The sequence below is a fragment of the Burkholderia sp. BCC1644 genome (assembly GCF_902833225.1).
In the GTDB taxonomy this organism is placed as follows: domain Bacteria; phylum Pseudomonadota; class Gammaproteobacteria; order Burkholderiales; family Burkholderiaceae; genus Burkholderia.
The window spans coordinates 162171-176549 of sequence record NZ_CADFEI010000015.1; the positions used below are offsets into that span (position 1 = coordinate 162171).

Sequence of the window (14379 nt, forward strand, 5' to 3'; positions counted from 1 at the left end):
GTCTAACGTGTCATCGCCGCGATCGCGGCACGCACCGCGTCGATCGCGCCCGTCCAGTCGCCCGGCGCCGCCTGCCGGAACAGCCGCGCGGACGGATACCACGGGCTGTCGCCGCGGGTCCGCATCCAGCGCCACTCGGCCGGATCGGGCAGCAGCACCCAGACCGCGTGGCCCAGCGCACCCGCCAGATGCGCGACGGCGGAATCGACCGCAATCACGAGATCCAGCGCGCCGATCAGCGCGGCCGTGTCTGCGAAATCGCCGAGTTCGTCGTCGACGCGGCGCACCGGCGCCTCCGCGAGCAGCGCCGCGTCGCGTTCGCGCACGGGTTTTTGCAGGCTGATCCAGTCGACGTCGAGATCGAACAGCGGCGCGAGCCGCGAGAAATCGATCGACCGGTTGTGATCGTTCCGGTGCTCCGGATTGCCGGCCCAGGCGATCCCGATTCGCGGCCGGCGCCGTTCGCCGAGCAGCGCTTCCCACTGGCGCGTGCGCTGCGGGTCGGCATGCAGATAGGCGCCGGCACACGGAATCGTGGCTTCGTCGGTGCGAAACGCGTGCGGCAGGCTCATCAGCGGCGCCTGGCAATCGAACGCCGGCAGCGGCTCGCCACGCGCGATCACGTCGACCGACCCGGGCAGCGACGCCATCAGCGCGCGCAGCTGCGGCTGCACCTCGAACACGACCCGCGCACCGCGCGCGGCCACCAGCGGCACATAGCGGCAGAAATGCAGCGTGTCGCCGAACCCTTGTTCCGCATGAATCAGCACCGTCCGGCCGTCGAGCGGCGTGTCGCCCTGCCACGCCGGCTGCGTGAACGGCCGGTAGTGCCGCGCAAGCTGCGCGTCGCGCAGCCGCCATTCGTACTCGGGCCAGCCGCGCGCGAAATCGCCTTCGATCAGATACAGCGACGCGCGCGCGAAATGCGCCTCGGCGTAGTCGGGATGCAGCGCGATCGCGCGGTCATACGCGACGAGCGCGTCGTCCGTGCGCGCCGTTTCGAAATGCAGGTTGCCGCGATTGAGCCAGTTCGTCGCGTGATCGGGACGCAGCGCGAGCGCACGGTCGATCGACGCCATCGCTTCGTCGTAGCGGTGCAGGTCCTGCAACACGCTGCTGCGGTTGGTCCACGCCTCGGCGAACCGCGCGTCGCGCGCAAGCGCGGCATCGTAGCTGGCCAGCGCGTCGTCGTAACGCTTCAGGTAACGCAGCGCGGTGCCGCGGTTGCACAACGTCTCCGCCGAGTGCGGATCGAGCGCCAGCGCGCGCGCATAGGCGGCCAGTGCTTCGTCGTGGCGCTTGAGCTGCAACAACGCATTGCCGCGACTCGCATGGGCGCGGACATGATCCGGATCGAACGCCAGCACGCGCTCGCAGCGGGCCAGCGCTTCGTCCGCGCGGCCGAGCCGTTCGAGCGCAACCGCGCTGTTGTAAAGCACGTCGATCCGCGCGGGATCGGCCGCGATCGCCTCGTTGAACGCGTCGAGCGCCTCGCCCGGCCGATCGAGATCGATCAGCGTGCGGCCGCGCTCGGCCATGATCGCAGCGATGCCGGGCCGGATCGCGCTGGCGCGCTCGAAGCACTGCAGCGCATCGGCCTGCCGCTGCAGTTCGCGCAGCGCGAGGCCGCGGTTGAACCACGATTCGAACGAACGCGGGTCGACCATCAGCGCGCGATCGTAGGTATCGAGCGCTTCGTCGAAGCGGCGCAGCGCACGCAGCGCACTGCCGCGATTGCAGAGCGCATCGAGCACCAGCGGCGACACGGCGAGCGCGCGGTCGAACGACGCGAGCGCGTCGTCGTAGCGGCGCAATCCGAGCAGCGTATTGCCACGTCGCACGAGCGTCTGCACGTCGTCGGGCGTCGCGCGCAGCGCGGCCGCGAAATGCTCGAGCGCTTCGCCGGCGCGGCCGCGCTCGCCGGCGATCGCGCCGAGATCCGACAGCGCGCGCGTGCCCGGTGCGATCGCGATCGACTGGCGCAGCAATGCTTCGGCGTCGTCGGCCGCGCCGCGCTGGAACTGCAGCACGCCGTACAGGTGCAATGCCTGGGGATTGTCCGGCTCGTTCTCGAGCACGGCGAGGTATTCGCGCGCCGCGTCGTCGAATCGTCCGGCGCCATGCCAGTTCTGTGCGCGGCTCAGGATCGCCGCCGATTGCCGTTGACCGCGCGCGTCGAGTCCCGACGCGCCCGCGTGTGCATCATGCCGGTGCTCGACCGTCACGTTCGCCCCCTTCCCGTTTGCCGATGCCGCCGCTGGCCCGGCTCGATGGAACCGGTCGCGGCGGTCATGCTCGTCACGAGACTAACGGACGGGCAATAACAGACGTATGACGAAAGTTACGGACCATTTTGCCCGGGGGACGGACCACATTGCCGGCCGGATGCAGCGCGTGCCGCCGTCACTGGCCGATCGGGATCGTCCGCACGTATTCGACGGCCGGCGCGCCCATCGTGACCGCGAAGCGCACGCCGCGCGGCAGCGGCATGCCGAGCGACGTGATGTTGCTGACGCCGTGCTGCGCGAGAAACTGCGCATAGGACTGTTCGATGACGGTCTGGCTCGTCGTCCATCCCCCCGGCGGAATCCACACCGAAAGCTGCATCGTCCGCGCATCATTGCTCACCACCACGCGCGCGAACGTGTCGATGTGTTGCAGCGCGTCCTCCACGTCGGCCAGCGACGCAAGCGGCTGCGACGCGCTGCGCACGAGTTCGCGCCCCTTGAGCTGGTAGCGCACGACCTGCATCTGCGCCGGCCCGCTGCCGACGCCGAGACGACGCACCATCACGAGTTCGTTCGGGCGAATGCGCAGCGGGGGCCCGAACACTTCGTCCGCCGTCACGAGGTTCGTCAGGTCGAATTGCAACTGGGAGAAATAGCGGCCGAGCAGACGCGTTTGCGACAGATTCGACGCGATATCGTCGCGGCCGCGGATCGTCGCATCGAGGCCGCGCCACGACAGCAGCGCGATCACGGCGAGCAGCGCGATCGCGACCAGCATCTCGATCAGCGTGAAGCCGCGGGCACGCGCCGCCGCGCGCGGTTCAATGGCGCGCTTCATTCTGGATCACCGTGACGACTTCGGCGAGCACGTTGCGGCTCGACGAGGATGGATACACGCTGACCGTCACGCGCCGCACCAGCGGGCTCGGCAACGCGGCCACCGACTGGCGGCACACGAACCGGTAGCGGCCCTGCGGGCACGCGAACGTGTTCGTGCCGACGGACGGCCACGCCGATGCAATGCGGATTTCGCCAAGCGCGTTGTCGGCGCTCCAGAGCGCGAGCAGGCGCATGCGCGCCATGTCGGTATCCGACGCGAGCGCGCCGATCGCGCGCATCACGGCGCCGAGCGCCACGGCCACGATCGCCAGCGCGATCAGCACCTCGATCAGCGTGAATCCCCGTTGAAGCGTACGCGCCGCGCGCGATCCGCCGCGCGCATGGCGGCGGTAGTCCGTTCTGTCGTCGCACATGACCTGCATCATTCTTGTCGATGGGTCGGCGTCCGGCGGTCAAACCGCGGCGCAGGCCGCGTCGCCGGCGCGACGGACGCCGTGCACGGACGTTAAGCGCAACGTATGGCACGCACGTGTCGAATGGTACGGACCATTTGGCGCGACGAGCACCGGGGACAGGCGTGCCGACGCCCCGCATGCGGTATCGCGCGATGCGCGCACCGCGCCGGACAAAAGGCTGAAAACGGAAAGGAATCGGGAACGAACCGCCCGGCACCGGACGGCGAAAGGCGGACGGTGAAAGCGATCCTCGGGCGGGATCGCCGCGACGGCGTCAGGCCGTCACGGCGTCGTCATATTCGGCGCGGGCAAGCTGGCCGGCGGCGACTGCCTCGGCTTCGCCGCGAAAGCCTTCCCGGCTGAACGCAACGACTTTCACGCCGACGCCGGTCGCCCGCTTCACCGTCAGCGCCCATTGCCATCCACCGTCTTGTTCAAAGACGTGCAGCGAGGGTTCGAAGGAAGGGTCGAGTACGGTCACGCGTTTTGCTCCTGCCCCCTTGCGCGCCGCATCGGCAACACTCGGGGCATGTCGAAAGGGTCGCGCCGGTGTGCCGACGCGTTTCTGCCATTCGACAGTCTAGTCAATAATTGTTGCGACGCACCATCAGAGGTTTCACTCATCTATCGGAACCGCCCGGTCGATCGAAACTGACTGAAACCCATACGGGACGGGCTTCCGGGCCATGTCAGGCGACACCGTATCGCATTCGTGCGGCAACGTGCCGCACACACGAACGATTGCTTGCATCGGCCATTCGTGGATCGCGGAAACGGGGTGCGATCTATCCGGCGGACATCACCCGCCGGAAGGTCAGGTTGACGCGCTCGCCCTGCACGCCCGGCGCCTTCGGCACGCGGTGCTGCCATTCCGACTGCGTGCGCCCACGCATCACGAGCAGGCTGCCATGCACGAGGCGGTACGCATGCGTGACGCCGGTCGCGCGATGGCGCAGATCGAACACGCGCATCGCACCGAGGCTCACCGACGCGATCACCGGCGCCTCGCCGAGCTCCGGCTCGTTGTCCGCGTGCCAGCCGAGGCTGTCCAGCCCGTTGCGGTAGCGATTGAGCAGCACGCTGTTGAAGCGCGCGCCGCACGTTGCCTCGACCGCCTGCTTCAGGTCGAGCACGGCCGGCGTCCACGGCGCGGGCACGTTGCGGATCCCCGAATACACGTACACGGCATCCGGCTCGCCCTGCCACGCGGTGAGCCGCGGCAACGGAATGCGGCCACGCGGCGTACGGATCGTATCCTGCCGCCACGCGACCTCGCCGATCAGCGCGGCAAGCGTGCGATCGGCATCGGCTTGTGCAAGCCAGTCTGGGTACCAGTCCACGTCGGGCGCGGGCGTGTCAGCGAAGAGATCGGGCGTCGACATGTCGGAAAGAGCGGGCGGGAAACGGAGCGAACGATGCATGTCTGCATACTAGCCAACGGCGCCGCGCACCGCCATGCGCTGTCATTCGCCGATGAAAGGAAACCGCCGCGCACCGCGATGCACATACGCGCATCACGCTATCATCGCGGCGTGTCGCGGCACGCTCCGCCGAGGGGCGCCGCTTTTCTCCGCCACGCCGGCCGGCACGACGCGGCCGCTTTCTTCCCGGACCCCATCATGACGACGCTCTCCGATTCCGCCCTCGATCAACTGTTTCTCACTGCCCGCACGCACAACGCGTGGCAGGACAAACCCGTCGACGACGCGCTGCTGCACCGGCTGATCGACCTGATGAAATTCGGCCCGACGTCGGCGAACTCGAGCCCCGCACGCTTCGTGTTCGTCAAGTCGCCCGAAGCGAAGGCGCGCCTGAAACCCGCGCTGTCCGAAGGCAACCTCGCGAAAACCATGGCCGCGCCCGTCACCGTGATCGTCGGGATGGATTACGCGTTCTACGAGCACCTGCCGCGCCTGTTCCCGCATGCCGACGCACGCAGCTGGTTCGCCGGCAACGATGCGCTGATCCAGGCCACCACGTTCCGCAACGCGTCGCTGCAAGGCGCATACCTGATCCTGGCCGCACGCGCGCTCGGCCTCGATGCGGGCCCGATGTCGGGCTTCGACGGCGCGAAGGTCGATGCCGAATTCTTCGCGGGCACCACGATCAAGAGCAACTTCCTCGTGAATCTCGGCTACGGCGATCCGGCCGGCCTGTTCCCGCGCAGCCCGCGCTTCGATTTCGACGATATCGCACGCATCGAGTAACGATTGCGGGCCAGGGCCCGTTCACACTGATAACGGGCTTGCGCTGGCCCTAGCGCGTCAGCCGGATCAGCGTGATCTCGGACGGCACGCCGAAGCGGTTCGGCGGCCCCCAGTATCCAGTGCCGCGGCTCGCATAGAGCCACATGTCGCCGAAACGGTTCAGCCCGCCGATCACCGGCTGCTGCATCCGCACGAACGGCGGCCACGGCAAGAACTGGCCGCCGTGCGTGTGGCCCGACAACTGCAGGGTGTAACCCGCGCGGTTCGCCGCTTCCGCGCTGCGCGGCTGGTGCGCGAGCAGGATCTTCGTGCCGACGTCGCGCGGCGCGCCCGCCAGCGCCTGCGCGGGATCGCTGCGATGCGCGGGATCGAACCCGCCGGCCGTGAAATCGGTCACGCCCGCGAGCACCGCGCGTGCGCCGTCGTGTTCGATCAGCACGTGCTCGTTCAGCAGCACCGTCAGCCCGATGCGGCGAAATTCGTCGATCCACGCATGCGCGCCCGCGTAGTACTCATGGTTGCCGGTCACGAGGAAGCTGCCGTGCCGCGACCGCATCCGGCCGAGCGGCGCCGTGTGGTCGCGCAGGCGCTTGACCGAACCGTCCACCACGTCGCCAGTCACGACTACCAGATCGGCGTCGAGCGCATTGACCGCACGCACGATCCGTTCGATATACGGCCGCTTGATCGTCGGCCCGACGTGGATGTCGGACAGCTGGACGATCGTCAGCCCGTCGAGCGCCGCCGGCAGCCCCGCCACCGGAATCGACACGCGCTTGACCGCCGCCGTGCGGCGCGCGCCGACGAACCCGATCGCGGTGACGAGCACCGCGGCCGCCAGCACGCCGAGCGCCGTGTCGGTCGCCGCGCCGTTCCACGCGCCGTCGTGCCCGAGATGCCGCCACGCGACCACGCCGAGCAGCACGAATTCGCGCAGGAACGTCAGCACCAGCAGCGACGAAAAGAAACCCATCACGAGCGACCCGGCCCAGCCGACCAGCGTCGCGGCCCAGCCTTCGTCGAAGCGGCGCGAGAACATGCCGACCGGAATCAGCACGACGAAGCTCGCCAGCACGAGCGCCGCAATTGTGCGCGCGACCGGCGACGCGAACGCATCGGGAATGATCCGCATCCCGACGTACAAATGGAACAGCACGCCGATTGCAATGAACCGGACAAAGAAACTTCGCATGGAACGCTCACCTTCGTTGCGATACCGCTTCCGCGAAGCGCGGCACGGGGCCGTGATGCCCTGCGCCGCGCTTCGCGCCATACGCACGATGGTACACAGATCCCGGCCGTGACGACCGGTCGCGGCCGCCGGTGGAGGACCACGCGGCTTCGCGCGATAATCGGCCATCCTTCCGCCGCCCCGCCCATGCGCTTCGATCTCGTCGACCTCAAACTCTTCACGCACATCGCGGAGGCGAACAGCCTGACGCGCGGCGCCGAACGCGCGCACCTGTCGGTGCCGGCAGCCAGCATGCGCATCAAGAATCTCGAGGAGCAGGTCGGCGTGAAACTGCTGAGCCGCACGAGCCAGGGCGTCACGTTGACCGCGCCGGGCGAGACGCTGCTCGCCCATGCGCGCCGCGTGCTGCGCCAGCTCGAACAATTGACGGGCGACCTGCAGGAATATGCGTCGGGCGTGAAAGGCCATGTGCGCGTGTTCGCGAACACCACCGCGATGAGCGAATTCCTGCCGGGCGTGCTGCGCCGCTATCTCGTCAGCCACCCCGACGTGACGATCGACATGCAGGAGCGGCTGAGCCCCGACATCGTGCGCGCGGTGCAGGAAGGCATGGTCGACATCGGCATCGTCGCGGGCGACGTGCGCACCGACGGGCTGCAGGCGATGCCGTACCGGCGTGACCGCCTCGTGCTCGTGACGGCGCTCGGGCACCCGCTTGCCGAACTGGCGTCGGCACCGTTCGTCGCGACGCTCGACCACGACTTCATCGGCCTGACCGAAGCGAGCGCGATCCACAACTTCCTGAAGCGCGCGGCCGCCGACGTGCAGCGCACGCTGCGCTGGCGCATCCAGGTCAGCAACTTCGAGGCAGCGTGCCGGATGATCGAGGCGAACGTCGGTGTCGGCGTGCTGCCCGAAGGCACCGCGCGCCGCCATGCGAAGACGATGGCGCTGCGCCTCGTCGCGCTCGAGGACGACTGGGCCGAACGCCAGCTGCAGATCTGCGTCGCCGATCTCGATGCACTGCCGCGCTTCGCGCGCGACCTCGTCGACCTGCTCGTCGCGGACGCGCCCGGCCAGCCGGACTGACCGGATTCAGGCACGTTCAGGCAGCAATTGGGCATTTTCACCGTCATTGCCTTGCATCGACATGGCAAACGCCTTCACCTTTCGTTCGTCTGACGATTCTTTGCAGTCCGTTAGCAACCCTACGCGAGCGTGCGCTGGCAGAATCGCGGCGATCCGGCCGTTGCTGCCGAAACGCGCGGCCGGATGAACGGCCGGACGGACCGGCCGCCGGCACGCCCGCGACCGGCCATGGCCCGTGCCGCGCGCGTGTGCCGGATCGCTGGCGATCCGCATCGCGCTGATTTATGATCGGCTCCGTATCCTGGAATCGTCGTCGCGGCCCGGCCGGTCGCGACGATCCACATTGCGCCGCGCCCGGCATCCACCCCCAACGTCGAGCTCGTCACACCATGAGAAAAACAACGCCGCGCGCGCCCCTGCGCGTTGCCGCCGCCCTGGCGCCCGCCCTGCCGCTCGCGGGCTGCGCATCACACGGCGCACCGTCGTACGTGCTGTTCGGCGCGTACTTCCCGCTCTGGCTCGTCAGCGCGATCGTCGGCGTCATCGGCGCGATCATCGCGCACCGCGTGTTCGTCTCGACCGGCTGGGCCGCCACCGTGCCTTACCAGCTCGCCGTCTGCACCGCGATCGGGCTCGTGGTCGCCGTGATCGTCTGGCTCACCGGCACGGGGCCGTTCGCATGAAGGCCGCCGGACTCCCCCGCCCCTCCGTGAAAGGCCGCGTGATCGCGCTCGCGATCGTCGCGCTCGGCGTCGCCGCGCTCGTGTATGCGTACTACCGCACGACGGCCTATCCGTCGACGGACGACGCGTCGATCGACGCGGACGTCGTGCACGTCGCGTCGCCCGTCGGCGGCCGCATCGTGCAGCTCGCAGTGCACGAGAACCAGCGCGTCGCGAAGGGCGACCTGCTGTACGTCATCGATCCCGTGCCGTACCGCCTGACGGTCGCGCAGGCGCAGGCCGACGTCGAACTCGCGCGCGCGTCGCTCGACACGCGCCGCCGCTCGCTGATCGGCGAGCGCTCGAATGCGGCGGTCGCCGCCGAGCAGGTCAAACGCGCGACGCAGAACGCCGACCTCGCGACACGCGACGTGAACCGGCTCGCGCCGCTCGCCGCGCAGGGTTATGTCAGCGCGCAGCAGTTCGACCAGGCGAAGGTCCGCCAGCGCGACGCATCCGTCTCGCTCGCGCAGGCGCAGGAGCAGCAGCGCGCATCCGCACAGACGATCGGGGACGAAGCCGACGCGATCGCGACGCTGCATGCGCGCGAAGCCGCGCTCGCCCGCGCGCAGCATGCGCTCGACGATACGGTCGTGCGTGCGCCGCACGACGGGCTCGTGACGGGTCTCACCGTCCTCGCTGGCGAAACCCTTGCACCGAACCAGTCGATCTTCACGTTGATCGACGCGCGCGAATGGTTCGCCGTCGGCAATTTCCGCGAGACGGCGCTGAGCCGCATCGCGGTCGGCGATTGCGCGACCGTCTATTCGATGATCGACCGCAGCCGCCCGCTGACGGGCAAGGTCGTCGGCATCGGCGCCGGCATCGCGGACAGCGCGCGCATCAACCTGCCGCGCTCGCTGCCGATCGTGCAGAACTCGGTGAACTGGGTACACGTCGCGCAGCGCTTCCCGGTGCGCGTGAAGCTCGACGAACCCGATGCGAAGCTCGTGCGCGTCGGCGCCAGCGCGATCGTCGAGGTCCGGCATGGCACTGCCTGCCGCTGACGTTCGCGCGCCGGGCCCGCGCGAAGTCCTGCGGCTGCTCGCGCCGTTTCCGGGGCGCACGGCCATCGCCGTGCGCGTCGCGCTGATCTGCGCGCTGACCGCGCTCGTGACGGCCGCGTACGGCACGCCCGAAGCCGCACTTTCCGCGTACGTCGTGTTCTTCATGATCCGTGCCGACCGCGTGACGAGCGTCGTGCTCGCGGCCGCGCTGCTGCTGATCGTCACGATCGTGATCGGGCTGGTGCTCGGCATCGCGATCTTCAGCATCGACTATTCGATCCTGCGGGTCGCGTGCATGGCCGTGCTGTCGGTCGCCCTCCTGTACCTCACTTCCGCCAGCAAGCTGCGACCGGTGGGCGCGATCCTCGCGATGATCGTCGGCTTCGGGCTCGACCAGCTCGGCCTCGCGCCGTTCGGCGAAGCCGCGACGCGCGCGCTGCTCTATATCTGGCTGACGATCGCGATCCCCGTCGGCGTGGCGATCGTCGTCAACCTGCTGATCGCGCCGTCGCCGCGCAAGCTCGTGCACGCGCAGCTCGCGAAGCGGCTGCGGCTCGCCGCGCGGCGACTGCGCGGCGACGACGATGCACGCGCCGCATTCGACACGAGCCTGCGTGAAGGCGACAAGCAACTGCTCACGTGGCTCAAGCTGTCGAAGCTCGAAGGCTCGTCGACCGCCGCCGACGTCGCCGCGTTGAGGCAAGCCATCGCCTCGAGCACCGCGCTGATGGTCGGCGTCGCGCTGGCCGATCGCGAACCGGACGCGCGGCTGCCCGATGCGTTCGCCACGCCGATCGCCGCGACGCTCGACGACATGGCCGCCATTCTCGAACGCGGCGGCTATCCGGTCGACGTGACGCTCGCGCTGCCGCCCGCCGACGCACTGCCGCCGCTCGCGCGCATCGCCGCGACCGATCTCCATGCAGCGATCACGCGCTTCGCGGAGCCGGGCGCGGCGGTCTCGACGGCCGATGCAGCGACGGAGGCTTCGGCCGGCGCAACGCCCGCTGCCCCTGCCGCCCCGCCCGCAGCACCCACCGCAGCGCCGGCACCGGCCCCAAGCGGCGGCTTCTTCCTGCCCGACGCGCGCACCAATCCCGACCACATCCGTTATGCGCTGAAAACGACGGCCGCGGCGATCTTCTGCTACCTGCTGTACTCGCAGCTCGACTGGTCGGGCATCCATACGTGCGTCGTCACCTGCTACATCGTGTCGCTCGGCTCGACGGCCGAGACGGTCGAGAAGCTCACGCTGCGGATCGTCGGCTGCATGGTCGGCGCACTGCTCGGCACCGCCGCGCTCGTGTTCGTCGTGCCGGCGCTGTCGTCGGTCGGCCACTTGATGGCGCTGGTGTTCGCCGGCGCGTGGCTGTCCGCGTGGATCGCATTCGGCTCGCCGCGCATCGCGTATGCGGGCTTCCAGATCGCATTCGCGTTTTTCCTGTGCGTGATCCAGGGCGCCGGCCCCGGCTTCGACCTGACGATCGCGCGCGACCGCACGATCGGCATCCTGCTCGGCAACGTCGTCGTGTATCTCGTGTTCACACGCATCTGGCCCGTCAGCATCGGCAAGCAGATCGACGTCGCGTTCGCCGCGCTGCTCGACCAGTGGCGACGCATCGCGCAGATCGCGCAGCCGGCGGAACGGCGCGCGCTCGCGGCCGAAGCGTTCGCGCGCCACGGCGCGATCGCGCAGGAACTCGGCCTCGTCCATTACGAACCGTCGTGGGTGCGGCCGGCCGCGACGTGGCTCGCCACGCGACGGCGCGCGCTCGCGGAACTCGGCGCGATCGAAGGCCCGCTGTTCCTGCTCGCCGAACGCAAGCCCGGCGACGCCGCGATCGGCGCGCAACTCGCACGCGTGACCGAGCCGCGCGACGACGAAGCCGCGCCCCCGCCGAACCCGGCGCCATCGGCCCCGCCGCCGCGCGCCGCGCCCACCGACCCCGCACGCGACGCGCTGCTGAACCTGATCGACACGCGACTCGCGCAGATCGCCGACGCCGCCCGCCAAGCCACACCGAAGGAGCCTGCCCCCCATGCGTCGACCTGAACCGCCGGCCGCCTCGATCGCCGTAGCCGCCCTCGCGACCGCCGTCGCGCTGGCCGGCTGCGCGACGTCGTCGATCGACCTGGCGCCGGAGGCACCCGACCGCCCGTGGCAGCCGCAAACGTCGGCCGCGGGCGACATCGTGCCAGGCCCGCCGCGCGCGTCCGCGCACGGCGCGCACGACTACACGCTGCCCGCGTCGCCGGCGCTCGCGTCGGTCGCGCCGCCGGCCGCGCTCGACACCGCGCATCCGTACACGCTGCCCGAGCTGATCGATCTCGCCGAATCGGCGAACCCGCTGACGCGCATCGCATGGAACGACGCGCGCAACGCGGCGCTCGCGGTCGGTCTCGCCAAGGCCGCCTACCTGCCGCGCCTGTCGGCGACCGCGATGGGCGCGTACCAGACGAGCCACGGCTCGACGTCGACGATCCTCGGCGATTCGTCGAGCGACACCACGGTGCACGGCACGATTTCCGCGCTGTCGCTGCAATGGCTGCTGTTCGATTTCGGCGGCCGCGCGGCACGCGTCGAAGCAGCCGAACAGGCGTCGATCGCATCGAACGTCGCGTTCACCGCCGTGCACCAGCAGGTGATCCACGACGTGACCGTCGGCTACTACCGCTATGAAGCCGCGCGCTCGCGCGCCGTCAGCGCACAGCAGGGCCTCGCGAACGCGGATGCGATCCTCGCGGCATCGCGCGCGCGGCTCAAGCACGGCGTCGGCACGGTCGTCGAGCTTGCGCAGGCGACGCAGAACCGCGCACAGGCGAACCTCGCGCTCGTGCAGGCGAACGGCGCGGAAAGCGACAGCTACCTCGCGCTCGTCTCCGCGCTCGGCATCTCGCCGCTGTCGAAGCCGACGATCGCGGCGCTGCCGAAGCGGCCGCTGCCGCCCGCGCTCGGCTCGTCGGTCGATGCGATCGTGTCGGACGCGATCGCGCGCCGCCCCGACCTGCAGGGCGCGTTTGCGCTCGAAAAGGCCAATCGCGCGAAGATCAAGGCCGCCGAGGCCGCGTTCATGCCGAAGATCTTCCTGTCCGCGTCGACGTCGTACGCGAGCGGCGGCACGGCCATCTCCGCGCTGCCCGCGATCGGCGACCAGGCGCCGACCGTCAACCTGAACGGCAGCCGCTACGGCGGCGGCGTGTTCCTCGGCGTGACGATCCCGCTCTACGACGGCGGCCTGCGCTCGGCCGTGCTGATGCAGGCGCGCAACGATGCGGAAAGCGCATCCGCGCGCCTCACGCGGACCAAGGAGGAAGCCGTGCGCCAGGTCGTCGCCGCGCAGAACGCGGTGCAGACGAGCCTCGCGTCGCACGACGCGGCCAAGGCGCTCGTCGATGCCGCGCAGACCAGCTACGACGCGGCGCTGACCGCTTACCGGAACGGCGTCGGCTCGGTCACCGACGCGACGATCGCGCAAAGCCAGTTGCTCGCGGCCCGGAACGCGGAGGTCGACAGCTATGCCGGCGCGCTGTCGGCCGCCGCCGCGCTCGCACTCGCGACGGGCACGATCGGCGCCGCGCAGTAGCGCCGCCGCCGCAAGGCGGTTGACGCCTGCGCGCGCCGCCCACTAGAATGCCGCCCATTCTTCCTTCAGGAACCATCGTGGACAGTTGCAGCACTCCGTTGCGTGCGCCGCTTGCCGCCTGAACGCCTGTCCGACGCAGTCCTCCTGCCCCGGCTCGCGTTCCGCGAGCCCGCACGCCCCCCCGTTTCACATTGAATGACGCATTCGCGCGGTACAGTACCGCGCGATGACGGCCATCGTCGCGTCGCCCATGGCCTTGCGCCACGGCGACGCCGGCCGGCTCGCGCTTCTTGCACGGCAGGACAACCATGACTTTCGATTTCGCACTCCGTCTTTTCACCGCGTTCGCCTGCGGCGTCGCCATCGGCCTCGAGCGCCAGATGCGCCAGCGCACGGCCGGCCTGCGCACCATCACGCTCGTGGCGAGCGGCGCATGCCTGTTCGTCACGCTGGGCGTGCTGACCGGCAACGGCGTCGCGGGCGTCACGCAGATCGCCGCGTACGTCGTGTCGGGCGTCGGCTTTCTCGGCGGCGGCGTGATCATGCGCGACAAGGGCTCGATCCAGGGCATCAACACGGCCGCGACGCTGTGGTGCTCGGCCGCCGTCGGCGTACTGGCCGGCTCCGGCCATTACGTGCCCGCGCTCGCCGGCACGGGCGTCGTGCTGCTCACCAATACCGTGCTGCGCGGCGTCAGCCAGGCGATCAACGCGACGCCCGTATCGAACGCCGATCTCGTGCGCGAATACCAGATCACGGTGATCTGCCTGGCAGCCGACGAAGTGCACATCCGCACGTTGCTGTCGAACTCGATGTACGCGAAGCCGCTGTCGTTCCAGAGCCTGACGAGCGAGGACGTGCCCGACCAGCCGGACCGGCTGAAGGTGACCGCGACGCTGAAGCTGCATCCGAAGGATCAGCAGAAACTCGAGCAGATCGCGAGCCGGATGAGCATGGAGAAGAGCATTTCCAGCGTGAGCTGGACCGCGAAGGAAGCGGAGCCGCTGATGGAGTGAGCGGCGTGGCGGCCGCCGTACCCGGCGGCGCCCTCGCCT

General features: G+C 69.6%; 13 protein-coding genes. 7 read left to right on the forward strand and 6 right to left on the reverse strand.

The window, feature by feature from the left end; translation table 11 throughout:
* Positions 1-2: 2 nt before the first annotated feature.
* The 5 genes from HWX87_RS27160 to HWX87_RS27180 all read right to left on the reverse strand — a co-directional run bounded on the left by HWX87_RS27160 (position 3) and on the right by HWX87_RS27180 (position 4905).
* Positions 3-2225 (reverse strand): tetratricopeptide repeat protein, encoded by a 2223-nt coding sequence (locus HWX87_RS27160; protein WP_176050162.1) that lies wholly within the window; start codon positions 2223-2225, stop codon positions 3-5.
* A 178-nt stretch (positions 2226-2403) separates the two neighbouring features.
* Positions 2404-3066 carry a prepilin-type N-terminal cleavage/methylation domain-containing protein gene (locus HWX87_RS27165; protein WP_176050163.1) on the reverse strand — a complete coding sequence of 221 codons (663 nt, stop codon included), beginning with the start codon at positions 3064-3066 and terminating at the stop codon, positions 2404-2406.
* On the reverse strand, positions 3050-3481 hold the full coding sequence (gene gspI / locus HWX87_RS27170; protein WP_176050164.1) for a type II secretion system minor pseudopilin GspI: 432 nt from the start codon (positions 3479-3481) through the stop codon (positions 3050-3052). The genes HWX87_RS27165 and gspI overlap by 17 nt, the downstream gene beginning before the upstream one ends.
* A gap of 316 nt (positions 3482-3797) precedes the next feature.
* Positions 3798-4004, reverse strand: a complete 207-nt coding sequence (locus HWX87_RS27175; RefSeq protein WP_176050165.1) for a hypothetical protein — start codon at positions 4002-4004, stop codon at positions 3798-3800.
* Positions 4005-4308: 304 nt separating this feature from the next.
* Positions 4309-4905, reverse strand: coding sequence for an alpha-ketoglutarate-dependent dioxygenase AlkB (locus HWX87_RS27180; RefSeq protein ID WP_176050218.1), 597 nt, complete (start codon positions 4903-4905; stop codon positions 4309-4311).
* Between the two features lie 237 nt (positions 4906-5142).
* Between HWX87_RS27180 and HWX87_RS27185 the strand changes: the two genes are divergently transcribed.
* Positions 5143-5730: a malonic semialdehyde reductase gene (locus tag HWX87_RS27185; RefSeq protein ID WP_176050166.1), complete on the forward strand. Its 588-nt coding sequence runs from the start codon at positions 5143-5145 to the stop codon at positions 5728-5730.
* A gap of 49 nt (positions 5731-5779) precedes the next feature.
* Here HWX87_RS27185 and HWX87_RS27190 read toward each other — a convergent pair whose 3' ends face one another.
* A complete protein-coding gene (locus HWX87_RS27190) occupies positions 5780-6922 on the reverse strand; it encodes a metallophosphoesterase (RefSeq protein ID WP_176050167.1) in 1143 nt (380 codons plus the stop codon).
* Positions 6923-7108: 186 nt separating this feature from the next.
* Here HWX87_RS27190 and HWX87_RS27195 point away from each other — a divergent pair, with 186 nt between their 5' ends.
* From HWX87_RS27195 to HWX87_RS27220, 6 genes are all read left to right on the forward strand, one after another.
* Complete coding sequence (locus HWX87_RS27195; protein ID WP_176050168.1) at positions 7109-8011, forward strand: LysR substrate-binding domain-containing protein; 903 nt, start codon at positions 7109-7111, stop codon at positions 8009-8011.
* Positions 8012-8400: 389 nt separating this feature from the next.
* Positions 8401-8694 (forward strand): hypothetical protein, encoded by a 294-nt coding sequence (locus HWX87_RS27200; protein WP_176050169.1) that lies wholly within the window; start codon positions 8401-8403, stop codon positions 8692-8694.
* Entirely contained in the window at positions 8691-9740 is a 1050-nt protein-coding gene (mdtN, locus tag HWX87_RS27205; RefSeq protein ID WP_176050170.1) for a multidrug transporter subunit MdtN, read from the forward strand. The genes HWX87_RS27200 and mdtN overlap by 4 nt, the downstream gene beginning before the upstream one ends.
* Positions 9721-11793 carry an FUSC family protein gene (locus HWX87_RS27210; protein WP_176050171.1) on the forward strand — a complete coding sequence of 691 codons (2073 nt, stop codon included), beginning with the start codon at positions 9721-9723 and terminating at the stop codon, positions 11791-11793. Before mdtN ends, HWX87_RS27210 begins: the two co-directional genes overlap by 20 nt.
* Positions 11780-13324, forward strand: coding sequence for a TolC family protein (locus HWX87_RS27215; protein ID WP_176050172.1), 1545 nt, complete (start codon positions 11780-11782; stop codon positions 13322-13324). The genes HWX87_RS27210 and HWX87_RS27215 overlap by 14 nt, the downstream gene beginning before the upstream one ends.
* Before the next feature lie 308 nt (positions 13325-13632).
* The gene (locus tag HWX87_RS27220; RefSeq protein WP_176050173.1) at positions 13633-14340 is read left to right on the forward strand and encodes an MgtC/SapB family protein; all 708 of its coding nucleotides are present in this window, start codon (positions 13633-13635) and stop codon (positions 14338-14340) included.
* Positions 14341-14379: the final 39 nt, after the last annotated feature.